This window comes from Devosia sp. P3_B2, from assembly GCF_056402875.1.
Map to the genome: position 1 here is coordinate 101,332 of NZ_JBFUGO010000016.1, position 23,370 is coordinate 124,701.

Annotated in this window: 21 protein-coding genes; 5 read left to right on the forward strand and 16 right to left on the reverse strand. The window is 65.0% G+C overall.

What is annotated here, in order from left to right:
* The first annotated feature begins 49 nt into the window (after positions 1-49).
* Together AC1DV8_RS20990 and AC1DV8_RS20995 are read left to right on the forward strand one after the other, a co-directional pair.
* Positions 50-349, forward strand: a complete 300-nt coding sequence (locus AC1DV8_RS20990) for a YkvA family protein (RefSeq protein WP_477158771.1) — start codon at positions 50-52, stop codon at positions 347-349.
* 61 nt (positions 350-410) lie between these two features.
* Entirely contained in the window at positions 411-830 is a 420-nt protein-coding gene (locus AC1DV8_RS20995; protein WP_477158772.1) for an EVE domain-containing protein, read from the forward strand.
* Between the two features lies 1 nt (position 831).
* Here the strand turns inward: AC1DV8_RS20995 and pyc are convergent, their stop codons facing one another.
* From pyc to AC1DV8_RS21020, 5 genes are all read right to left on the reverse strand, one after another.
* Positions 832-4,272 carry a pyruvate carboxylase gene (gene pyc, locus AC1DV8_RS21000; protein WP_477158773.1) on the reverse strand — a complete coding sequence of 1,147 codons (3,441 nt, stop codon included), beginning with the start codon at positions 4,270-4,272 and terminating at the stop codon, positions 832-834.
* 85 nt (positions 4,273-4,357) lie between these two features.
* Positions 4,358-4,768, reverse strand: a complete 411-nt coding sequence (locus tag AC1DV8_RS21005) for a protein tyrosine phosphatase family protein (RefSeq protein ID WP_477158774.1) — start codon at positions 4,766-4,768, stop codon at positions 4,358-4,360.
* Positions 4,769-4,902: 134 nt separating this feature from the next.
* Positions 4,903-5,352: a GNAT family N-acetyltransferase gene (locus AC1DV8_RS21010; RefSeq protein WP_477158775.1), complete on the reverse strand. Its 450-nt coding sequence runs from the start codon at positions 5,350-5,352 to the stop codon at positions 4,903-4,905.
* 19 nt (positions 5,353-5,371) lie between these two features.
* On the reverse strand, positions 5,372-6,880 hold the full coding sequence (locus AC1DV8_RS21015; RefSeq protein ID WP_477158776.1) for a putative bifunctional diguanylate cyclase/phosphodiesterase: 1,509 nt from the start codon (positions 6,878-6,880) through the stop codon (positions 5,372-5,374).
* Between the two features lie 224 nt (positions 6,881-7,104).
* Positions 7,105-8,175 carry a glycine betaine ABC transporter substrate-binding protein gene (locus AC1DV8_RS21020; protein ID WP_477158777.1) on the reverse strand — a complete coding sequence of 357 codons (1,071 nt, stop codon included), beginning with the start codon at positions 8,173-8,175 and terminating at the stop codon, positions 7,105-7,107.
* A 226-nt stretch (positions 8,176-8,401) separates the two neighbouring features.
* Here AC1DV8_RS21020 and AC1DV8_RS21025 point away from each other — a divergent pair, with 226 nt between their 5' ends.
* The 3 genes from AC1DV8_RS21025 (at position 8,402) to AC1DV8_RS21035 (ending at position 11,363) form a co-directional block, all read left to right on the forward strand.
* Positions 8,402-9,610, forward strand: coding sequence for an ABC transporter substrate-binding protein (locus AC1DV8_RS21025; RefSeq protein ID WP_477148020.1), 1,209 nt, complete (start codon positions 8,402-8,404; stop codon positions 9,608-9,610).
* 138 nt (positions 9,611-9,748) lie between these two features.
* Entirely contained in the window at positions 9,749-10,684 is a 936-nt protein-coding gene (locus AC1DV8_RS21030) for an SDR family oxidoreductase (protein ID WP_477148021.1), read from the forward strand.
* A gap of 31 nt (positions 10,685-10,715) precedes the next feature.
* The gene (locus tag AC1DV8_RS21035) at positions 10,716-11,363 is read left to right on the forward strand and encodes a TetR/AcrR family transcriptional regulator (protein ID WP_477158778.1); all 648 of its coding nucleotides are present in this window, start codon (positions 10,716-10,718) and stop codon (positions 11,361-11,363) included.
* Here AC1DV8_RS21035 and AC1DV8_RS21040 read toward each other — a convergent pair.
* From AC1DV8_RS21040 to AC1DV8_RS21090, 11 genes are all read right to left on the reverse strand, one after another.
* The gene (locus tag AC1DV8_RS21040; protein WP_477158788.1) at positions 11,360-12,016 is read right to left on the reverse strand and encodes an RES family NAD+ phosphorylase; all 657 of its coding nucleotides are present in this window, start codon (positions 12,014-12,016) and stop codon (positions 11,360-11,362) included. The genes AC1DV8_RS21035 and AC1DV8_RS21040 overlap by 4 nt on opposite strands.
* Positions 12,013-12,555: an MbcA/ParS/Xre antitoxin family protein gene (locus AC1DV8_RS21045; protein ID WP_477158779.1), complete on the reverse strand. Its 543-nt coding sequence runs from the start codon at positions 12,553-12,555 to the stop codon at positions 12,013-12,015. The genes AC1DV8_RS21040 and AC1DV8_RS21045 overlap by 4 nt, the downstream gene beginning before the upstream one ends.
* A 71-nt stretch (positions 12,556-12,626) precedes the next feature.
* Positions 12,627-13,919, reverse strand: a complete 1,293-nt coding sequence (locus tag AC1DV8_RS21050; protein ID WP_477158780.1) for a branched-chain amino acid ABC transporter permease — start codon at positions 13,917-13,919, stop codon at positions 12,627-12,629.
* A complete protein-coding gene (locus tag AC1DV8_RS21055) occupies positions 13,916-14,917 on the reverse strand; it encodes a branched-chain amino acid ABC transporter permease (protein WP_477148025.1) in 1,002 nt (333 codons plus the stop codon). The genes AC1DV8_RS21050 and AC1DV8_RS21055 overlap by 4 nt, the downstream gene beginning before the upstream one ends.
* Positions 14,918-14,924: 7 nt before the next feature.
* Positions 14,925-15,629, reverse strand: a complete 705-nt coding sequence (locus AC1DV8_RS21060; protein WP_477158781.1) for an ABC transporter ATP-binding protein — start codon at positions 15,627-15,629, stop codon at positions 14,925-14,927.
* Positions 15,629-16,411: an ABC transporter ATP-binding protein gene (locus tag AC1DV8_RS21065; RefSeq protein ID WP_477158782.1), complete on the reverse strand. Its 783-nt coding sequence runs from the start codon at positions 16,409-16,411 to the stop codon at positions 15,629-15,631. The genes AC1DV8_RS21060 and AC1DV8_RS21065 overlap by 1 nt, the downstream gene beginning before the upstream one ends.
* Before the next feature lie 146 nt (positions 16,412-16,557).
* A complete protein-coding gene (locus AC1DV8_RS21070; protein ID WP_477148028.1) occupies positions 16,558-16,920 on the reverse strand; it encodes a methylglyoxal synthase in 363 nt (120 codons plus the stop codon).
* A gap of 41 nt (positions 16,921-16,961) precedes the next feature.
* Positions 16,962-17,309, reverse strand: coding sequence for a DUF1801 domain-containing protein (locus AC1DV8_RS21075; RefSeq protein ID WP_477158783.1), 348 nt, complete (start codon positions 17,307-17,309; stop codon positions 16,962-16,964).
* 1 nt (position 17,310) lies between these two features.
* Complete coding sequence (locus AC1DV8_RS21080; protein ID WP_477148030.1) at positions 17,311-17,610, reverse strand: antibiotic biosynthesis monooxygenase family protein; 300 nt, start codon at positions 17,608-17,610, stop codon at positions 17,311-17,313.
* Between the two features lie 84 nt (positions 17,611-17,694).
* Positions 17,695-20,118, reverse strand: a complete 2,424-nt coding sequence (locus tag AC1DV8_RS21085) for a methyl-accepting chemotaxis protein (protein WP_477158784.1) — start codon at positions 20,116-20,118, stop codon at positions 17,695-17,697.
* A gap of 160 nt (positions 20,119-20,278) precedes the next feature.
* Positions 20,279-23,185, reverse strand: coding sequence for a methyl-accepting chemotaxis protein (locus AC1DV8_RS21090; protein ID WP_477158785.1), 2,907 nt, complete (start codon positions 23,183-23,185; stop codon positions 20,279-20,281).
* Between the last annotated feature and the right edge of the window lie 185 nt (positions 23,186-23,370).

Here is a 23,370-nt window from a genome sequence, read left to right on the forward strand (position 1 = left end):
ATGCACCAGCGGTCTTGAACCGCAACCCGGTCCGGACCATGTCCTGAGCATGAACAGGTTCCTCCTTCGCTTCCTCACCTTCCGCAAGGAACTCGCAACTCTGTGGCAGGCGTTCTTGTCGCCGCACACGCCGGTGCATCTGAAGGCGCTGATGCTGCTGGTCCCGGCCTACCTCCTGAGTCCGATCGACCTGATCCCCGATTTCATCCCGCTGCTCGGCTGGGTCGACGATTTCGTCGTCATCCCGATGCTGGTCGCGTTCATCGTCCGCCTGCTGCCGCAGCCGGTGAAGGTCTATCGCGACGCCCAGGGCAACAAGCTGATCGACGGCGACTATCGCCGGCGCTGACCACTGCCGGTTTCTGACAGTCCCCCGTGACATTGGTCTCCGCACGAAACGGAGACTAGCCATGACCAAGTACTGGATCGCAGTTGCCTCGGCCGAGCACGCCCGCCGCGGGCGTGACGGCTTCATGCAGGTGAACCACGGCAAGAAGGCCCCGCTGCAGCGTATCCGCACCGGCGACGGCGTGGCCTACTATTCCCCCGCCGAGACGATCGGCGGCAAGGATCGCCTGCAAAGCTTCACCACGATTGGCCGGGTGCGGGACGAAGAGCTCTACCAGGGCGTCATGGGCGGCGACTTCACCCCGTGGCGCCGCAACGTCGACTATGCCGAGAGCCAGGACGCTCCGATCGCGCCACTGCTCGACAAGCTCGAGTTCTCCCGCGGAAAGGCCAACTGGGGCTACCAGATGCGCTTCGGCCTGTTCGAAATCAGTGAAGCGGATTTCCGCACCATCGCGAAAGCGATGGGCTCGGAAATCTGAGCTACTCGAACCGGACCAGCAAATCCTTGGCGTCGATCTGGTCGCCGGGCTTCACCGTCACCTCGGCGACGACGCCGTCGGATTCCGCGTGGATGGCGGTTTCCATCTTCATCGCTTCGATCGACAGCAGCACGTCGCCGGCGAACACCTTGTCGCCGACCTTGACGCCCAGCCCCGAGATCACCCCCGGCATCGGCGCGCCGATCTGCTTGGCGTCGCCCAATGCCGCCTTGGCGCGGACCTTGATGTCGCCGACCTTCAGCCGGTCCGGCACGATGATGGTGCGCGGCTGACCGTTGAGGTCGAAGAACACCCGCACCTCGCCCTTCTCGTTGGTCTCGGCGCGACCCTGGTAGGTGAGGACCAGCGTCTTGCCCTTCTCGATGTCGATGAAGAGCTCCTCACCCTCCTTCAACCCGTAGAAGTAGACCGGCGTCGAAAGCGCCGCCGTCGGGCCGTACTTGTCCTGGGTCTTCAGGAAGTCCGAAAACACCTTGGGGTACATCAGGTACGAGGCGAGGCGCTTGTCGTCGATGTCCTCGCCGGCTTCCTTGGCGATCTTCTGCCGTTCGGTCTCGAGGTCGACGTCCTTGAGGTAGGAGCCCGGCCGCTCGGTCAGCGGCTTCTTGCCCTTCAGCACCTTCTTCTGCAGCGCCGGCGGGAAACCGCCCGGCGGCTGGCCGAGATCACCGGCAAAGAACCCGACCACCGAGTCGGGGAACGCGATATCGCGCGAAGGATCCTCGACATCTGCCCGGGTCAGCCCGGCCGACACCATCGCCAGCGCCATGTCGCCCACTACCTTCGAGCTCGGCGTCACCTTTACGATGTCGCCGAACATCTGGTTCACGTCAGCATAGGTCTGCGCCACCTGATGCCATCGGCTCTCGAGCCCGAGCGAACGCGCCTGCTCCTTGAGGTTGGTGAACTGCCCGCCCGGCATTTCGTGCAGGTACACTTCCGAGGCCCCGCCCTTCAGGTCGCTCTCGAAGGCGCGGTACTGGTTGCGCACCGCTTCCCAGTAGAACGAGATCTCGCGGATCACCTTCTGATCGAGCTTGGGATCGCGCGACCCATCCTTCAGCGCTGCCACCAGCGAGCCGAGCGTCGGCTGCGAGGTGGTGCCCGACAGCGCATCCATCGCCGCATCGACCGCATCGACCCCGGCGTCCACCGCCGCCATGATCGTCGCGGAAGCCGCGCCCGACGTGTCGTGCGTATGCAGATGGATCGGCAGCCCGACTTCCGACTTCAGCGTCTCGATCAGCTTCTTCGCGGCGGCCGGCTTCAGCAGCCCCGCCATGTCCTTCAGCCCCAGCACATGCGCGCCGGCCGCTTCGAGCTCCTTCGCCAGGCCGACATAGTACTTGAGGTCGTACTTCGCCCGGTTCGGGTCCAGCACGTCGCCGGTGTAGCAGATGGCGCCTTCGGCCACCTTGTCGGCCTCGATCACCGCGTCGATCGAGACGCGCATGTTCTCCACCCAGTTGAGGCAGTCGAACACGCGGAACACGTCGACCCCGCCCTTCGCCGCCTCGCGCACGAAGAACTTTACCACGTTGTCCGGATAGTTGGTGTAGCCGACGCCGTTCGAGCCGCGCAGCAGCATCTGCGTCAGGATGTTCGGCGCACCTTCGCGCACCGCGGCCAGCCGCTCCCACGGATCCTCGTTGAGGAAGCGCATCGACACGTCAAACGTCGCCCCGCCCCAGCATTCGAGCGAGAACAGGTTCGGCAGCCCGCGGCTATAGGCCTGCGCAATGCGGGTGATGTCGAATGAGCGCATGCGCGTCGCCAGCAGCGACTGGTGCGCGTCGCGCATCGTCGTGTCGGTGAACAGCACCTCGGTCCGCGCCTTCATCCAGCGCGCCAAGCCCTTCGGCCCGTCACGATCGAGGATCTGCTTCGAGCCTTCGACGACGATCAGCGGTTCATACTCCGGCACCACCGGCGCCGCCGCGTCGGCAGGCGGCCGCGGCCGGTCGCGCACTTCCGGATGTCCGTTCACCGTCACGTCGGCGATGTAGGTCAGGAGCTTCGTCGCCCGGTCCTGCCGGCGCTTGAAGTCGAACAGCGCCGGCGTCGTATCGATGAAGCGTGTGGTGTAGCGGTTCTCGACGAAATCCGGATGGGTGATGATGTTCTCGAGAAACGCCAGGTTGGTCGACACGCCGCGAATACGGAACTCGCGCAGCGCGCGGTGCATGCGGGCGATCGCCTCGTCGGCGGTCGGCGCCCAGCAGGTGATCTTTTCGAGCAGCGGATCATAGAACCGGGTGATCACCGCGCCGGCATAGGCCGTACCGCCATCGAGGCGCACGCCGAAACCGGTGGCCTCGCGATAGGCAGTGATGCGGCCATAGTCCGGGATGAAGTTCTGCTCCGGATCCTCGGTGGTGACGCGGCACTGGATGGCGTTGCCGTTGAGCCGGATATCCTGCTGCAGCGGCACACCGGACTCGGGCGTGCCGATCACCGCACCCTCGAGCAGGCGGATCTGCGCCTTCACGATGTCGATGCCGGTGACCACTTCGGTCACCGTGTGCTCCACCTGGATGCGCGGGTTCACTTCGATGAAGTAGAACTTGTTCGTATCGGCATCGAGCAGGAACTCGACCGTGCCGGCGCCGCGATAGCGCGCCGCATTGCCAAGCCGGATCGCAGCGCCGGTGAGATCGTCGCGTACTTCCTGGCTCAGATACGGCGCTGGAGCCCGCTCCACCACCTTCTGGTTGCGCCGCTGCACCGAGCAGTCGCGCTCGAACAGATGCACGAGGTTGCCGTGGTCGTCGCCGATAAGCTGCACCTCGACATGGCGCGCCCGCTCGATCAGCTTTTCGAGATACATCTCGTCCTTGCCGAACGCCGCCTTCGCCTCGCGCTTACCCTCCGAGACCTCGGAGATCAGCGTCGACTCGTCCATGATCCGGCGCATGCCGCGGCCACCGCCGCCCCAGCTCGCCTTCAGCATCAGCGGATAGCCGATCTCGGCGGCCATCCGCTTCACTTCGTTCATGTCGTCGGGCAGCGCGTCAGTCGCCGGTACCACCGGCACCTTCGACGCAATCGCCATGTTGCGCGCCGCGACCTTGTTGCCGAGGTCGCGCATCGTCTGCGCCTTGGGCCCGATGAAAATGATCCCCGCGTCCTCGCAGGCGTCGGCGAATTCCGGCGATTCCGATAAGAGGCCATAGCCCGGGTGGATCGCATCGGCGCCCGAGATGCGGGCGATCCGGATGTACTCGTCGATCTGCAGGTAGGCTTCGACCGGGCCCTTGCCCTTGCCGATCAGGTAGGCCTCGTCGGCCTTGAACCGGTGCAGCGCCAGCTTGTCCTCTTCGGCATAGCAGGCGACGGTCTTGATGTTCAGTTCATTGGCGGCGCGAAACACCCGGATGGCGATTTCGCTGCGATTGGCGACGAGGATCTTCTTGATCGGCATCGATTTAACCCGAGCAGGAGGGGGCGAGGCACGCTAGTGCCGGCAAGGGTAGTCTCAGGGCACTGGCCCCGAAGGGCCGCCGCCCCTATTTCTGGCTCAGATGTCCCGCGAGGTGGGACATGTCGTAACCCGCATTTGCCGCCGCCGAGATGATCTCGGAAGCAGGCGCCTTGCCGGCCTGGCTCAACGCCCACAGGGTCGTCGAACGCGTGCCGGAACGGCAATAGCAGAACACGGGACCGGTGCTCCCCTCGAGCACCTGTTTGGTCTCCTCGATCATCTGGGAGCTGACCCCCTCACGACCTAGCGGAATGTAATGATAGGCGAGGCCGGCGTCGTGCGCCGCTTGCTCGATCGTCGCGCTGGTAGCCTGGTCTGGGGATTCCCCGTCCGGCCGGTTATTGATGATGGCGACGAAACCCTGGGCCTTGATAGCCGCAACATCCTCGGGGTTGATCTGCGGGGACACGCTCACGTGGTCGTTGATCCGCTTCACGTCCAAATCACATACTCCGATAGATATGCCAGGGTCTTCCCGGAAGCCTTTATAGACATCGCTGCATCCGAGAGGCAAGGCGCGCCATCGCCCGCCCTAAGTCTCATGACTTTGGGTTAGGCGCTCCAAGGCTCCTAGAGAGTCTTGCTCATGTAAACGGCGGTGCCGCCCATGAATTCCTCGACGTGATCGGTGACGAAGCCGAGCCGCTTGTAGAGCGTCAGATTGGCCTCGAATGCCCCGTTGGTCAGCAGCCGCAACTGCGGCAAGCCCGCCTCGATGGCTCGCTGCTCGATATGCGCGAACAGCAGTTGCCCGATCCCCTGCCCCTGCGCCTCGGGCGCCACGGCGACATTCTCGATCCAGATGTGGTCATCGTTCGCGAGTGTCTCGATGAGGCCGCGGATCTCGACGCCCTCGACCGCCAGGTCGAACCGGTGCTTGGTCAGCGCCTGCTCGTAGTCGGCCCGCATCGGCATCGGCTCGCGACCGATCAGCGGCACCCACTTGGCATAGGCGGCTCGGACGATGCTGCGGATGCTCTCCGCCTCCCGCTGCTGGGCGGGTCGTATCTCGATGGTCATTGCTTGCTCCAGCCACGGCTCAGGCGGCCGAAGCCAACCGCGGCGCCAAGGCTTGTAGCGGTTCCGGTCGCGCCAGTAGATAGCCCTGCAGCGCCGTGACGCCGGCCCGCTGCAGGAACTCCAGTTGTTCTGCGGTCTCGACGCCTTCGGCGATCACTTCGACCTTCAGCGAGCGGGCGATCTTGGCGATCGCCGAAACGATCAGCCCGTCGATCCGGCTTCCCGGCAGGTTCATCACATAGGAGCGATCGATCTTGATGATGTCGAACGGGAAGCCGCGCAGATACTCGAGGCTCGCGAAGCCGGTGCCGAAATCGTCGATCGCGACGCGCACGCCCAGCGCCCGCAGCGTCTCGATATTGCGCAGTTCCACCGTGCCGGCCTGTAACGGCAGCGACTCGGTGATCTCGATGACGATCTGGCTGCCTCTGATCCCGCTCTCTGCGAGGATGACCGTGAAGCGCTCAGCGAAGTCGCCGCGTCGCAGCTGCACGACCGAGACGTTGATCCCGACATTGGGTGTGCCCAGGCGCCTGAGATCGGCACAGGCGCGGCGCAGCACCCAGTCGCCCAGCTTGTCGATCAGGTCGGATTGCTCGGCGATGCCAATAAAATCGCACGGTGGCACCTGCCCACGCACCGGATGCTGCCAGCGCACCAGCGCTTCGTAGGTGAGCCGGGTCACACCGTCGGCAGCGAAAATCGGCTGGTAGTGCAGCTCGAGTTCATTGAGCAGGATGGCTGCTCGCAGGTCCCGCTCGACGAAACGCTTGTGCCGCTCGTCGGCCATCAGCTCCGCCTCGAACGTCACCGTCGTCGCCCGTCCCTGCTTCTTGCCCTTGTAGAGCGCCAGGTCGGCCTTCGAGATCAGTTCATCCGCCTCGGCCGCATCCTGGGGCCATAGCGCCACGCCGATGGTGGCGGACAGACGGATCGGCCGGCCTTCCATGCTGGTCGGTTGTCCGAGCGTCGCAAGAATCTGGTCGCCCAACCGCACCAGCGCGGGCTTGCTGTCTTGTCCCACGAGGACAATGCCGAACTCGTCGCCGCCCAGGCGCCCGATCAACGCGTCCGGCATCAGCGCCTTCAGCGTCTTGACCAGGTGCACCAATGCCGCATCGCCGGCGCCATGGCCATGCGAGTCGTTGAGCACCTTGAGGTTATCCATGTCGATCTGCATGTAGGCGACGGGTCGGTCGCCACCATGCAGGCTCTCCTTCAGCGCGCTGAAGAAATACGAGCGGGTGTGCGCCCCGGTCAGCGCATCGCGATAGGCGAGGTCGAGGAGCTGGCGCTGTTCATCGGCAGCGGCCTCCAACTCCTGCTTCAGCCGTACATAACCCCAGCGCAACAGCAGCAGGAGGCTGGCCCCCGCCAGCACCCGCACCACGACCATCTCTATGGCCCGCGGGTCGGTGAAATAGCCCAGCAGCGCGATCAGTCCGGTCACCAGCACGAGCGCTGCCACCCCGGTGAAGACCATGCGGTAGGTGCCGATGACGTGGTGCAATGAGGCTTGACGTTGCAACGGTTGGCCTCCTGGCTCCCGGCCGGCACGATCCGCCGCGCTGGCCGGACCGCAACCTCGCCCAATAGTCTTTCAGAAGCCCTAACGGCCACCATTACGACAATGAATACAAGCTACTAGGAGCCATCAGCCATGCCACGCCGCAAGCGACGCTAGGACCGGTTCGTGACACTCGCGCAACAGCGGCGCCACGGGCCACCAACGTGGCTAACGAAATCCTAGCGTTATTGCGGCGCCGCTTCCGGCGGCTTCTCGGCCGCGGGCAGTCCCACCCAGGGGCGCCAGATTTCGCCGCGCTCGGCGACGAACCGGTCAGCCACGCTTTCGACCGTGGCGCCGGCCTCGCCCAGTTCCAGCAGCAGCTTGTTCATCTCGTCGAACGGCATCCGCGCCCGACCGAAATAACCCGCTACCTGCGGAGCATCGAGATAGACCCACTCCGCCAGCGCCACCACCACCGGATCGGGGGCAAAGCCGGTTGGGGTCGGTGTGGCGCAGGCGGTGCGTCCCATGCAGAGGAACGCGTCGCGGTCGTAGGGGGCGAGCGTCACTGGCTTGAAAGCGAACTGCGCGAGCACGGCGTTGGGCTGCCAGTAGTAGAACAGGATCGGTTCCTTCCGCCCCACCGCCTCGGCGATCAACGTATCGAGCTCGAAGCGGTTGGCCGGCTCGACGATGTCGAAGCTCTGGTCGAGCCCATAAGCCTTCAGCATGTTGCGGTTCACCACCGCACAGCCCCAGTCGACCGGGCAGGAGATGAACTTGCCGCGCCCATTGCCGTCGCCGAAATCGGCGGCATGTGCCTTGAGTCCATCCACGGTCGTTACCTCCGGCCACTGCGCCGCAGCGTAATCCGGCACGAACCAGCCCTCGAACACCGCATCGGCATAGGGCGCACCGGCCTGTCGCACCTTCTGGCCCTTCATCGCAGCATTCCAGATGTCGGCAATCCGCCCGATCCACAGCTCCGGCGCGACTGCCGGCTGGCCGGTCGCGCCCATAGATGAGCCTGTGGCTGCGAGATCGCCGTCCTGCACCGCGACGTTGCAGAGAAAGCTGGCGGTCAGCAGCCGCGAATGGATCTCGGCCAGCAGGGCCGCCGATGGCCAGCCCATCCGTGCGATCGCCACCTGCTGGGTGCCGCACGGCGGTGGCGGCGGCGCTTCGCCGATCGCCGGGTCTGCAGCAGCGCCCTCCGCCGGTGTCTCCAGCGTCTGGACCGACTCCTGTGCCACGGCGTTGCCGAGGAGCAGCGCGAAGACGAGAACTGTGAGGCAACGAACGAGCTTTGTCATCGGACCGGAGCGAGGGCGGATTTGCTGGTCGAACTTATAGGGCGGGAAGCGGCGAAGACAAATGCCCTAAGGCTTTTACCGTCTGATCAAAAGCGGATGACTCGCCTTCGCAATTTATGCAATATCGCCCGCAGCGGGGCACGGGTTGTGCCCCCGTTGATTGTTGCTTCGACGGAGACGGCCGGTAACAACGCCGCACGGCGGAGCGACTGTACAGAGGGACATCATGAACAAATTTAGCATCCTTGGCCTCGCCGTTGCCGCGACCGTGCTCGGTCTCGCAGTTCCGGCGCTCGCCGAAGACGTCAAGATCGGCATTCTCGGCGATCTGACCGGCCCGATCGAAAGCCTGGCTCCGCCGATCGTTGCCGGCGCCCAGTTGGCCTTCGACGAGGTGAACGCCCAGGGCGGCATTCTCGGCGGCGGCAAGGTCGTCTCCGTCACCGGTGACTCTGCTTGCGATCCGTCGGTCGCCGGTCCGGCCGCCGACAAGCTCGTCAACACCGACCAGGTGACCGCCATCGTTGGTGCCTTCTGCACCGGCGCCACCATCGGCGCTGCCACCGCTGCCGGCATCCCGGGCGGCGTCGTGCAGATTTCGCCGTCGGCTTCGGCTCCGGCGCTGACCACGCTCGAAGACAACGACCTGGTCTTCCGCACGACCCCGTCGGATGCGTTCCAGGGCGTGAAGCTGGCTGACCTGCTGATCTCCAAGGGGATCAAGGACGTTGCCGTCACCTACGTGAACAACGACTACGGCAAGGGCCTCGCCGACGTGTTCGTCGCCCAGTTCACCGCCAATGGCGGCACTGTGTCGGCCAACGTCGCGCATGAAGACGGCAAGGCCGACTATCGCGCCGAGCTCGGCCAGCTGTCCTCGGGCGGCTCGCAGAACCTCGTGATCCTCGCCTACGCTTCGGGCTCGGGCAAGACCGTGCTGCAGCAGGCCATCGAAGGCGGCGAGTTCACTGCGTTCGTCGGCGGCGACGGCATGATCGGCGACGACCTGGTGGCTGGCCTCGATCCGGCTGCCGTCAACGGCAAGATCATAGCCACCCGTGCCGGTGCCTATACCGGCGCCTCGGCCGACGCCTACAAGAAGCTGGCGACCGATGCCGGCCAGGACCCGGCGGCGACCTATGCCCCGCAGGCCTATGACGCCGCGTTCCTCCTCGCCCTCGCGGTCGAGAAGAACGGTTCGGCCAAGCGCGAAGGCCTCTCGGCCGCTCTGCGTGAGATCGCTTCGGCTCCCGGCGAGAAGATCCTGCCCGGCGAGTGGAGCAAGGCTCTCGAGCTGATCAAGGCCGGTACTGACATCGACTATGACGGCGCCGGCGGCCCCGCCGACTTCGACAAGGCCGGCGATGTCGACGGCATCATCGTCGAAGTCGCTGTGCAGGACGGCAAGTTCGTCGAAATCGGCCCGGTGAAGTAAGCACCGCGCCCGGAGGCCTCCGCCTCTTATGGTTCGAAGGCCCGGGAGCAATCCCGGGCCTTTTTCTTTGGCCGCACCTTGACAGCAGACCGACGGTCTCTTAATTGCAGACCATCGTTCTCTTATTGAGGTGCAGCCATGGGCTGGTCGACCAAGGACATTCCGGATCAATCGGGCAAGCTCGCCCTCATCACCGGCGCCACCGGCGGGCTCGGCTACGAGACCGCACTGGCTTTGGCCCGTGCCGGCGCCGACGTGATGCTCACCGGTCGCAACGCCGAGAAGGGCGCCACCGCCCTCGCCCGCATCCGCGCCGAAGTCCCGCGCGCCAAGATCTCGTACGAGACCCTCGACCTCTCGGCCCTGGCCAACGTCGCCGCCTTCGCCGAGCATTTCGCCGCGGAGCATGACCACCTCGATATCCTCGTCAACAATGCCGGTGTCATGGCACCGCCGCAGCGCGAGCAGACCCGCGATGGCTTCGAACTGCAGCTAGCCACCAACTATCTGTCGCATTTCGCGCTGACAGCACGCCTGCTGCCACTGCTGATGGCGGCCCCTGCGGCGCGCGTGGTGCCGCTCGCCAGCGTGGCAGCGCGGCAGGGCAAGATCGACTTCACCAACCTGCAGTCGGAGCACGACTACAAGCCGATGGTCGCCTACAGCCAGACCAAGCTTGCCTGCCTGATGTTCGGGTTCGAATTGCAGCGGCGAAGCGATGCCAATGGCTGGGGGATCGCCAGCATTGCGGCGCATCCCGGCGTGGCGCGAACCGAGCTTGTCGTCAACGGCATGGGCGACAGCAGCCCGGCGGGCCTGGCACGGCGCTATCTCTCGTTCCTGTTCCAGCCGGTGCCGCAAGCAGCGCTGCCGACGCTCATGGCGGCAACCGACCCGCACGCCAAACGCGGTGCCTACTATGGTCCGCAGGGCATGTTCGAAATCCGCGGCTATCCCGGCGAAGCGTCGGTGCCCGCCCAGTCACTCGATCTCACGGTTGCCCGCAGGCTGTGGGAGATCTCCGAGCAACTGACCGGCGTCCGTTTCCCGGCGCTGGCGACCGTCGCTGCTTGACAGCAGCAGCAGAGCGCCGCACCACATCTGCATGACCAGCACGACGTTCCAGCGGGCCCGCAAGCCCGAGGAAATCCAGGCCCGCCGCGAAACGCTTCTCGCGGCGGCAGCCGAACTGTTCGACGCGGAAGGCCCTCTCGGCGCCGGCCTCAACGCCATCGCCGCCCGGGCCGGCTTTACCAAGTCCAACGTCTACCGCTACTTCGAGAGCCGCGAAGAGGTGCTGCTGAACCTGTTCCTCGATGAGATGAACCAACTCGTGCCGGCCCTCGCGGCCGCCGTCGCCGCAACGCCCGAGAATGATCTCGATGCCCTGGCTCAGGCAGTAGCGACGGAGTTCGCGTCCCGCCCGCGGCTCGGGCAACTCACCTCGATCCTCTCGAGCACGCTCGAAGCCAATGTCTCGGAAGACACCATCATCGTGGTGAAGCGCACCATGGGCGGCATGGCCGGCGAGATCGCTGCGGCGCTGCGGACTCGGCTCCCGCGCGCCTCGGCCGAGGATGCGTTCTGGGCCGTTACCATGATCGGCGCGCTGGTTGCCGGCATGTGGCCGAGCGCACACCCGGCGCCGGTGGCGGAGCGCGTGCTGTCGCAACCCGAATTTGCCCCGCACCGCCCCAACATCGAGCGCGACCTGCCGAGGGCCGTTCGGGCCCTCCTCGCCAGCATCGCCTAGCCGCCGAGCCGCTTCGCCTCGATACGTCGCTCGCCGACACTGACGCTCACCCGGAAATGCTCGGCTTGCGCCACGTCGAGCACCTTGCTCGGCCGGTAGGCGCAAACATTGCTGCCGCCGCGGTGGCGGACACTGTCGTAGAGCACGCCGTCCTCACCGGACGCCCGCAAGCCCTCGCCGAACGCCTGTCCGGCGGCATAGCGGTCGGATGCGTGCAGTTCCGGCTCGCTCCCGCGGATATCGCGATAGCTACCGTCGAGCCGGGCTGAATAGCTGCGAAAGTCCCGCTGCATTCCCTCGAGCCCGCGCGCCAGTGTCTCGCGTCGGAGGTGGTGCCCCACTTCGGCGATAGCGGTCGTCACCGATGCCGCTGCGTACCACGCCCCGAGGTCCGGTCCATTGAACCGCCCGCCACTCGGTGCCGCATGCAGGAACGCTGCCATGACGATGCTGGAATTGGCCCGGCCGAACACCCACTCGTCCTGAGGCAGCCGCGCCAACCGCTGCTTCACCAGCCGGTCATTGGTCCAGCCGGCCAGTTCCATCACTGCCTCGGCATCGGCAGTGGTAGCGACGGTGTCGAACAGGCCGATCGGCGGGAACCGCGACGGGATCAGCCGGTAACTCGGCTGCGGGGCGGGTGACTGCATCAGCTGATGACGATGTCGCTGTCTTCGTACGGGGTGAACGCCGCGTCGAGCGCGTTGGGCGGCATGTAGAGCCCGCCGCGCGCCGCATCGAGGAAGCGCCGCACCGCCATCAGTCCATCCTGCGTGCCCGAGGTGACCAGCGCCATCGGCGGCTGCCCGCCGAATAGCGGCGCCATGTGCGGCCCCTTCAACCAGCGCACCCCATCTGCGTCATCGGCAAAAAGCACACCCAGCGCCTGATGGATGCCGAACACCGCCGAAATCCGCAGCAGCGCATCGAGATCGAGCGTGAAGGGGTGCTGTTCGCGGGCCAGCTTGGCCCAATGGTGATAGGTCGAGCGCGACGGGTAGCCGAGCACCAGCCGCCGCTGCTCTTCGTTGAGTCCCCATTGCTCGGCAATGGCGAGGAAGGTGCGAAGCGCCGGGCCGCTCAGGCGACGCCGGTTGGTTGCCGAGAACTGGCCGAGATCGATGATGTTCTCACCAGCCGGGCTGGCACGCGCAAAACCAGCCTGAGGCTTTTCACGGAAACCGAACTGCATGGCGCGCTCCTTGTCCGGATCAAGACATAGTCTAAATCCGGACAACATGCAATAGCGCGTCCAGATTTGGACTAGACTTCGCGCTTTACCACTTCGGGGATCAGGCCACGCGGCGCGTAGCGCAGGGCGATGGTGATCACGACGCCAAGCACGAACACGCGCATCTGGCTGGCCCGCGACTGGATCTCGGGGATGGCGCCCCAGCCCATATCGGTCGACCAGTTCGAGATGCCGTTGAACAGCCACTGCGACACCGGATCGGAGATCATCCAAGTGATATAGATCAACAACGCCCCGAACACCGCACCCCAGTTGTTGCCCGCGCCGCCCACGATCACCATCACCCAGATCAGGAACGTGTGATTGATCGGCTGGTAAGAGCCTGGATCGTAGATCTGTTGGAAGCTCACCAGCATCGCGCCACCGATGCCCATCAGCACCGAGCCGAGCACGAAGATCTCGAGCTGCCGGCGGGTGACGTTCTTGCCCATCGAGGCCGCGGCGATGTGGTTGTCGCGGATCGCCCGCATCATCCGGCCCCACGGCCCGCCATAGGCGCGCTGGATGAGGAAGAACGCCACGGCGAGTATGGCGATGACCAGCGCCAGGAAGCCCAGGCGCGCATAGATGAACGAGTCCGAGATCGACACGCCCTGCGCCTGCAGGTCCTGCGGGATCGGCGTCGGCCAGGGAATCGGCGATACGGTCAGCGTGCCGCGGGTCAGCCAATCCATGTTCTTGAGCAGCGCCCGGATGATCTCCGAGATGCCGATGGTGGCGATCGCGAGATAGTCGGTCCTGAGCCCGAGGCAGATCTTGCCGACGACATAGGCGACGCCAGCAGCAAGAATGCCGCCGAACAGCCAGCCGAGCACCGGATGGAGCCCAAGTCCACCCACCCAGCCGCCATGCGCCTTGTCTTCGATATAGGCGGCCGCGGGGTCGATCTGGCTGCGATAGATGCAATAGGCGACAATCCACGCGAGGACGATCAGCGCGGTCTTCCAGCGCCCGCGGACGCCGAAGCGGTCGGCATGCCGCGCGCCCCAGACCAAGAGGAACCCGGCGAGGAACGCCATCAACGCCTTGCCCAGCATCAGCGGCCCTTCGGAGCCCCAGAACTGCGCATTGATGGGATAGGAGGTGAAGGTGACGGCCGCGCCACCCAGCATCAGCATGCCCATGATGCCGAAGTTGAACAGCCCGCCATAGCCCCACTGGATGTTGAGCCCCAGCGCGATCAGCGCATAGGCGAAGCTCTGCACCAGGAGCAGCGAGATGTTGGCAGCGCCGAGGAACCAGCCGATCAGCGTGAAGAGCACAAACAGGCCGGCAAACATCATGAGAGAGCGACGGGCGATCATGTCGAGGCTCCCTTGAAGATACCGGTCGGGCGCCAGAGCAGCACCACCACGAGGATCACGAAGGCCACGGTGAGCTTGTATTCCGTCGGCACGATCGCCAGCGTCGCGGGAATCTCGAAGGGGATGATCCCGGAAATCGGCCGCAGCAACACCGACCAGTTGAAGATCGCCATCGTCTCGGCGAAACCGATGAGGAAGCCGCCGGCGATGGCACCGTAGGATTGCCCGAGCCCACCGACGATCGCCGCTGCGAAGATCGGCAGCACGATGTTGAACGCCAGGTCCGGCTTCAGGTTCACGTCGAGCGCCAGCATGGTACCGGCCATCGCCGCGAGCGAGCCGGCGATGATCCAGGTCACCCGCACCACCAGCTTGGTGTTGATGCCCGAGACCTGCGCCAGGTCGGCATTGTCGGCCATGGCGCGCATCGCCTTGCCCAGCCGCGAGCGGGTCAGGAACAGGTGCAGTGCAATCACCGCAGCCGCCGTGCAGAGGATCATCAGCAACTGCGGCTGGGTGAAGTTGATCGTCCGGGTCACGCCTTCGAGCGGCACCGGGATGCGGATCAACTGCTTCTGCTCGGTCTCGAAGAACGAATAGGTGCCCGAGCCGAAAAACAGCCGGATCACACCTTGGATGATCAGCGTCACGCCGATCGAGGCGATCAGCATGGTCACCGGCCGCGCGCCGCGCTTGCGCAGCGGCGCGTAAAAGCCCTTGTCGAGTCCCAGCGCGATGATCGCGGCAAGGATCATCGCGATTGGCAGCACCAGAAACCCGGTGGGGACGATCGGCGTGGTGATGCCGAGCGCCGTCGCCGCCATGGCGAGGAGGAAGGCGATGAACGCCCCCATGGTCATCATGTCGCCATGGGCGAAATGCGCGAAGCGGAGGATGCCGAAGATCAGCGTCACGCCGATGGCGCCGACAGCATAGATCGAACCCAGCACCACGCCGGCGACGATGACGTTGTTGAAGAAGAAGATCAGTTCGTTCATTTGCCCCTCAGCCCCCCAAGAAGCTCTTGGCGACTTCGGGATCGGCGATCAGTTCGGCGCCCGTGCCGGTGAAACGGTTCTTGCCGGTCGCGAGCACAAACCCGCGTGACGCGAAGGCCAACGCCTGCCGTGCGTTCTGCTCGACCATCAGGATAGCGACGCCCGCCTTGTTGACCTTGACGATCTGCTCGAAGATCTCGAGCACGTAGCGCGGCGAGAGGCCCGCCGACGGCTCGTCGAGCAGCAAGAGTTTCGGTTGGCTCATCAGCGCACGGCCCATCGCCACCATCTGGCGCTGCCCGCCCGACAGCTCACCGGCCGGCTGCCGACGCTTCTCGCGCAGCACCGGGAACATGTCGTAGACCCATTCCATCGTCGGCTTGAAATCGTCGGTCCGGGTGAACGCCCCCATTTCGAGGTTCTCTTCCACCGTCATCGAAGTGAAAACGTTCTTTTCCTGCGGCACGAAGCTCAGCCCCTTCGGCACCAGCCGGTCCGGAAGCGAGTTCTGGATTTCCTCGCCGTGAAAGAGGATCGAGCCCTCGTTGACCTTCAGGAGTCCGAAGATCGCCTTCAGCGTCGTCGATTTGCCCGCACCGTTCGGCCCGACGATAACCCCGATGTCGGATTGCTCGATGGCGATGTTGACGCCATTGAGGATCGGCGCGCCGCCGTACCCGCCGACGACGTCCTTGATGTCGAGAAGTGCCATTACGCGGCCCCCACCGGAGAGCCGAAATAGGCCTCGATAATCTCTGGGTTAGCGCGGATCTCGCTCATCGGACCCTCGGCGATCTTCTCGCCCTGCGCCATGACGATGACGGGATCGCAGAGCCGCCCGATCAGGTCCATGTCGTGCTCGATGACGAAGAAGGTGTAGCCGAGCTCCTGGTTCATCCGCTCGATATTGGCGGCGAGATCCTGCAGCAGCGTGCGGTTGACGCCGGCAGCGACTTCGTCGAGCAGCACCACCTTGGCATCGACCATCATTGTGCGACCGAGTTCCAGCAGCTTCTTCTGCCCGCCCGAAAGGTTCCCCGCGAGCTCGTACTTCACGTGCCCGAGCTTGAGGAAGTCGATGACATCGAGCGCCTTCTGCCGGACATGATGTTCGCTGGCTTTCACCGCGCCCGGCATCAGCCAGGTGCTGACGAGGTTCTCACCGGCCTGCTTCGAGGGCACCATCATCAGGTTCTCGAGCGCCGTCATGTTGGAGAATTCATGCGCGATCTGGAAGGTGCGCAGCATGCCGCGATGAAACAGCTGATGCGGCTTCAACCCGGTAACATCCTGGCCATCAAAGATAATCCTGCCGCTGTCGGGCACGATATTGCCGGCCACGAGATTGAACAGCGTCGATTTGCCGGCGCCGTTCGGGCCGATCAGCCCGGTAATCGAGCCGCGCTCGACCCGTAGCGAACAATCGTTGACTGCGCGCAAGCCGCCAAAGCGCTTGCTGACGTTCTGCACGTCGATGACTGCGTCGAAGGACACCCCGCCCCCGTCCTGATGAATAGTTCTTATTCGCGGCTTATGCCGGTTTTGCGGTCATCTGCGCATATGCACAAACACCGGTCAACCAACACTGCGCTTCGATTGGGGGCGGCTTCTATAGCTTTGCACGGGCTTTGACCAGATGGTCAAAGCGCGGCGAGTACCGCGTCGGCGGTCTTGTGGTTCGGCGCGAACAGAATGTTGTACAGAGTCGCCAGCCGGGTCAGCGACTTGATGTCGACGTCATGCGGCATGGCCGTCAGCGGATCCTGGAAGAAGATCAGCGCATCGAGCCGCCCCTCGGCGATCATCGCACCCAGTTGCGCGTCGCCGCCGAGCGGCCCGCTCAACAGCCGCGTAACCGGCAGGCCAGTGCCATCAGTGACGCGGCCACCGGTCGTGCCGGTGCCCCAGAGTTCGTGCAGCGCGAGCTTGTCCCGATTGAGCTTGGCCCAGGCGACCAGTTCGTCCTTCTTGTCGTCGTGCGCCACGAGGCCGATGCGCGCCATGCGGGATATCTCCTAGAGGGTCTCCCGGTTTTCTGCACGGCTCACGCCTTGAGCGCAATGGCCTCGGCCAAGAGGATGGCGATCTCGTCTTCGGGGATCTTGGCACCCGGCTCGAACCGGATGTAGCGCACCTGCTTGCCGTCGCCCTCGAGCAGCGGGGAGCTCAGCAATCTTCCATGCTCGAACACCAGCGAGACGTGATCCTCCATCGGGAAGATCGCGCACACGAACCCCGCCTTCGGGTGCCGATAGTTCACTGAGCCCCAGCCGAGCCGCGCCTTGGCATCGAGATCCGGGCGCACCGACAGCAGCGTCAAGGCGAGGTTCTGCGCCAGGTCCGCGATCGGCTGCGGGAAGGACCGGACGATTTGTAGAAGATCGGCGACCATTTCAGTCGACCGAGAGTCGGATATTGCCATGGCTCATCTCGAGGCCCATGGGATCGATCATGGTCATGGCCTCGCTCTGGGCCATCTCTTCCATCATTTTGCCGCTCGCCGCCAGTGCCGCTTCGTGCGTCTGCCAGAACACGATGTCGACGAAGCTGCCGTCGTCGCGCTCGGCGAGGTGGCGGGACACGAACCCCGGCTGCCGCTTCAGCCAGTCGCTGACTGCCGCGTTGGCATCGACGAATTGCTGGCCGGTGCCGCGGGCGAGCCGAAAGGTGACGAGTTCGAGTGTCTGGGGCATGAAGAAAGCCCTCTCCATAGTGACGACGGAGAGGGTTTCGCATGAGTCACCTGACACCGAGTGTCAGGGTTATTTTCAGGCCGGTCAGAATTCCGCCCAGTCCTTGTCGATCGCGGTGTTGCCGTGGCTCAAGTACGAACTCGCGGCCTTCTTGACCCGCTCCTGCAGGCCCTTGATGCCACGGGAGGGCGGAGCAACCTGGACCACCTTGGTCTGCGAGGCGCCGGAAATGGTGAAGATGTCGACGATCCGGTCGAGTTCGTTCACCTGCCCATCGGTCTGCTCGATCGCCGCGTTGGTCTCCTCGACCAGCGCCGCGTTGTGCTGCGTCATCTCGTCGAGTTGGCGCACTGCCGTGTTCACCTCTTCGATCGCCGAGGCCTGCTCGCGGCTATCGCGGGCGATGCCGTCCATCAGCGCGTTACTCGAACGCGCCGCTTCCAGCATTGCGGCAAGGCGAGCAGCTGCGTCCGCAACCAGCTTCGAGCCGGCTTTCACTTCGCTGCCCGACTGCTCGATCAGCGCCTTCACTTCGCTCGACGCGCTGGCGGCCGACTGCGCAAGGCGACGTACTTCCACGGCAACTACCGCGAAGCCTTTGCCGGCATCGCCGGCACGCGCCGCTTCCACCGAGGCGTTGAGCGCCAGGAGGTTCGTCTGGAAGGCGATGTCGTCGATCAACCCGATGATGTTGGAGATCTTCGCCGACGACTGGGTGATCCGCTCCATGGCCGAGTTCGCATCGCCCATGACCTGGCCGCCCTCTTCGGCAGTGCGGGTGACGGTGCTCGCCACTTCGCTCGCCTCGCGGGCCCGTTCCGCGTTCTGCAGCACGGTGGTCGAGAGCTGTTCCATCGCCGCCGAGGTTTCCTCGATCGTCGCCGCCTGCTTGGTGGTGCGTTCGGAGAGGTCGTTGGCACCGGAAAGAATCTCGCCGGTCGCCGTCTTCAGCGAACGCGAGGTCTCCTTGAGCTGACCAACAATGCTGCTCAGCTTGTCGCCCACCGCATTGGTGTCGTCACGCAGCCGAGCGAAGGCGCCTTCGTACTGGCCCTCCATGCGCTTGGTGAGATTGGTGTCGGCCAGCGCTGCCAGAACCTCGCCCGTCTCGCCGAGGCCGCGATCGACTGTCGCGACCAGGTTGTTGATGCTCCCGGCAATGGCGTTGAGTTCGGCATCCGGGAACTCCGTCTCGACACGCTGCGAGAAGTCGCCGGCAACTGCCGCGTCCACCACCTGCCCGAACGCCTTCTGCAGTTCGGCCATCATCGCGGTGCGCGCCTGCTGGTCGCGGATGATCCGCGCCGCATCCGCTTCGGTCATCTCGGCGACCTTGAGGCCGTTCTCGCGGAACACCTCGACTGCCTTGGCCATGTCGCCGATCTCGTCCCGGCGAGCGCCGTACGGCACTTCGACCTGGTAGTCGCCGTCGGCGATCTTGCGCATCACGCCGGTCATTTTGTTCACCGGCCGGGCGATCGACGTGCCGAGCCAGGCGAAGGCCACGAGGCCAAGCACCAGGATTATTGCGCCGCCGATCAGCAGGCTGAGCAGTTGCGCCTCGGAATCGGCGAGCAGCGTCGACTGCGGCACGGCGACGATCACGGTCCATGACTGATCGGTACCGGGAAGGTTGACCTTCTGCGCCGTCATCTTCCAGGTCTGGCCAGCAGCCTCACCGGTCGAGCTGAACGTCTCGGCGCTCTGCATCGCGGTGGTCGCTTCAAGCGCCCACGGCTCGGTAACTTCGGTGCCCACGATTTTGGGATCCGGGTTCACCACCCATACGTTCTTCTGGTTGATCACGCCCATGAAACCGGTGCCCATCGGCACGGTCCCGCCGATCAGCGTCGCCAGCGCGTTGCCGTTGAACGATACGCCGGTCATGCCAACGGCTTTGCCGGCAGCGTCGTGAATGATGTCGCTGAAGGTGGTGTAGAGCACGCCGTCATAATTATCGGGCCCGGCGATCTCGGCCTTGCCCGCCTTCAGCGGATTGGTGAACCACGTGTCGTAGCCACCGCCGGCCTGTTCCAGCGACTGGAATGCCGGCTTGCCGTCGGCGCCACGCGCCGCATAGACGCCGACATGCTGGTCCTTGTAGGCGAAAGCCGAACTCGCGAACGCCGGCGCACTCGCCAGCTGAGATTCCGGCGCGAACATCATGTAGACCCCGAGCGCATTCTCGAGCGTCTCGAGCTGCTTGGTCACCACCGCACCGTAGAGGTCGGGCGAGGTCGCTGGGTCGGCGAGCAATGCGCTGGCGGTTTGTGCAGTGGAGTTCGCCGCCGTGGCGTACTCACTGAGGAACGCATTAATCTTTTGCGCTTCCGTCACTGCCAGGCCACCGACGACTTCGTCGGCCTGCGCCAGGTCCTGCGCACGATTGCTGGAAACGACGTAGTAAAGCGATGAGCCGATTGCCACAGTGAAGATTGCGGCAGCGGCGAGAATGATTGAGCCCCGAAGCTTGAGCGTCGGCAGCTTGAAAATGGTTTTGGCCGGCATGGAGAGTCGTTGTCCTTCTGGAGTGTCGACAGCTGGAAATGCGTTCTGCGTCTCTCGACGATCACAGCATGGCAGCGTTAACATCCGGTCAAACGGACCGACCCGGCGGCTAGACTTTGCTCGAAAACGGCGGCCGGACGGGTGGCCCGGCCGACCGTGATCAGGCAGCTCGGCGGCCTGGTGCGGCGTCGTCGATGGTGAAGATCTCGGCGATACCGTCGACCTCGCCGGCCTGCGCCTCGGTCTGTTCGATCGCCGCGTTGATTTCCTCGACCAGCGCCGCGTTGTGCTGCGTCATCTCGTCGAGCTGCCGTACCGCTGCGTTGACCTCGTCGATCGATCCAGCCTGCTGCCGGCTGTCCTCAGCAATCGCCGCCATTAGCGTATTGGAGCGCCGCGCGGCCGCCAGCATGGTTTCGAGCTTGTCCGCCGCCTCCGCAACGAGCTTGGTCCCGCCCTTGACCTCGGCGCCGCTCTGCTCGATGAGCACTTTCACCTCGGACGAAGCCTGCGCCGCCGACTGCGCCAGCCGGCGCACTTCGACCGCCACCACGGCAAAGCCCTTGCCGGCCTCACCGGCACGCGCCGCTTCGACCGAAGCGTTCAGTGCCAGCAGGTTGGTCTGGAAGGCGATGTCGTCGATCATGCCGATGATGTTGGAGATCTTGGCCGACGACTGGGTGATCCGCTCCATCGCTACGTTGGCCTGCTGCATCACCGAGCCTCCGGCTTCGGCCGTGCGGCTCACCTCTTCGGCGACATGCCGCGCATCTTCGGCCTTTTCGGCATTGGCCCGCACAGTGTCGGCGAGCAGCGTCATCGCCGCGCTGGTTTCCTCGATCGTTGCCGCCTGCCGCGTCGTCCGTTCGGAAAGGTCGTTGGCACCCGAGAGGATTTCGCCGGTCGCCGTCTTCAGCGACCGCGAGGTATGCTTCAGCGTCATCACGATGGCGCTCAGCTTCTCGGCCACCTCATTGGCATCGTCGCGCAACTGCCCGAGCGCACCCTCGTAGCCGCCCTCGATGCGGTGCGTCAGGTCGGTATCGGCCAATGCGGCCAGCGCCGCACCCGTGTCGCCAATGATCCGCTCCACCGTCCCCACCAGCGTGTTGACGCTGCCCGCCAGGCGATTGAGCTCGTCATCGGCGAACTGCGTTTCCACCCGCCGCGAGAAATCGCCCGCGGTCGCTGCGTCGACCACCTCGCCGAAACTCTGCTGCAGCGACTGCATCATTTCGGTCCGCTCGGCCCGCCGCTGCGCCAGCGCCAGCCGCTCGTCCTCGGTCATCTCCTGAACCTTCAGCGCATTGGCGCGGAACACTTCGACGTTGCGCGCCATCTCGCCGATTTCGTTCCGGAGGCCGATGTAGGGAATCTGGCTTTCGAGGTCACCTTCGGCCAACAGCTGCATGTGTTTCGAGAGCCGCGGCACTGGCCGCATCATCCGCGACACCGCGAACACCGACAGCGCCCCCATCACCAGTACCGCCACCGCGCCCACCAGCCCGAGCAGCTTCAGGCCATCCGTCGCCGCCGCGTCGATCTCAGCCTTCGGAATGCCGACATAGACCAGCCCGATCACCTCGTTGTTGAGGTTCAGGATCGGCCGATAGATTGCATAATAGGGCGTCCCCAGCACGTTCGCTTCGCCCTGATAGGTGCCGCCTGCCACCACCACGGGGTAGGCCGCGCCCTCGCGCGCCAGCGGTGTCTCGAGGATGCGCTCGCCCTTGTCGTCGAGGATGGTGGTCGACTTGCGGATGAAGTCCTCGCTCTCGGGATCGAACACGAACAGCGTCGCGGTGTCGCCCGTCACCCGCCCGATCGTGTCGATCAGATCGTGGTTGCGGAACTTCGGCATCGCCTTTGCCTCGATCTTTTCGAGCTGACCGTCCTCGCTCCAGAAGATGTCGGAGTTCGGCAGGTTCACCTCAAGGATCGCCGCAGCGATCCGCAAGTCCGCCGCCAGCCGCTGGTCGGCCGTATCCCGCGTGTTGGCCGCGAGCATCGTCCACACCGCGAACAGCACTGCCGCGATGGCAGCTGTCACCGCGAGAAACACTGTTGCCGAAATTGCCGTGGTGAGCTTCAGCCCGCCTTTGGCGTGCGCAGAGGTCGTGGCCATTCTAGCCCCCATGTCGCCGGGGCTTTCGTGCCCGGCTGCTCCGCTCTTCCCCGCCGCAAACGATAGGGAAGGTTCCTTAATCGCAGGTTGACCGATCCGACCCAGCCCCAGATAGGCAGCGGCGCCGAAGAGCAGTGCGAGTACCGCGCTCGCCGCACCAATCCAGGTCAGGCTCGAGCTGGACACCGAGATCCGCTGATCGAGCACTTGCTGCATCGCCGCCTGTGACACGCGGCCTAGCGCCAGTGCTGCATCCTGGAATGTGTCATGTGCGGTATCGAGACCGGTCCAATCGAACGCCAGGCGCGCCTTGGTATCGGGGATCACCGCGATGCCGGCCGCTACTCGGTCAGCCAGCGCCGTTGCCGCTGCCGCATAGGCCTTGCCCTCGGGCGTCGCACCGGCGTTCGCAGTGGCGGCGCGGAACTCGGCCAGCACTTCTTCGAGCCGCTTGATCTCTGCCGGCAACACCGCAATGGCATAGCGCGTCGCATTCATCAGCGCCGGCGACAGTGGCGCAGCATTGGCCGCCTGCGGCACCTGCGTCAGTTGCGTCGCCGCCCCATCGGGTTCCGCCAGCAGTCCGGAACTCTCGTGGATGCGCGCCACCAGCATCGCTGCGGCGTTGCGTGCCGCCGCCGGATGCGCCCCGGACGCCCGTTCTGCTTTCAGCTCGTCATAGGCTTGAGACAGCGCGCCCGTGCCAAACGTCGCGTCGCCGGTGCGGGCCGCCTCGGCCAGTGCCGGGTTCCCCGCCGGGGCGGCGCCATCGCGCGCGAGACTCACCAGCTCCGGCAAGACCAGGCCAGCATAGTGCATCCCCGCGGCTTCCCGTTGCGCCGCAGCGGCCTCGCGGCTGACCTGCGCCCCGAGATAGGCGCCGCCGGCAAGGGGCAACGCCCCGATTACGGTGGCGGCGATGATCCGGTGCAACTTGCGCATGGTCGTCCTTTCTGGACTTGTCGCGGGGCCTTCTGGCGTGTTGGTCAGAACTCGGACCAGTCCTTGTCGACGGCAGCGTTGCCGTGGCTGAGATAGGATTTGGCCGCCGAGCGCACCTTGTCCTGCAGGGCACGGATGCCCTTGGCAGGCTCAGTGGCGCGGACCGGCGCGCTGGCATCGCCGGT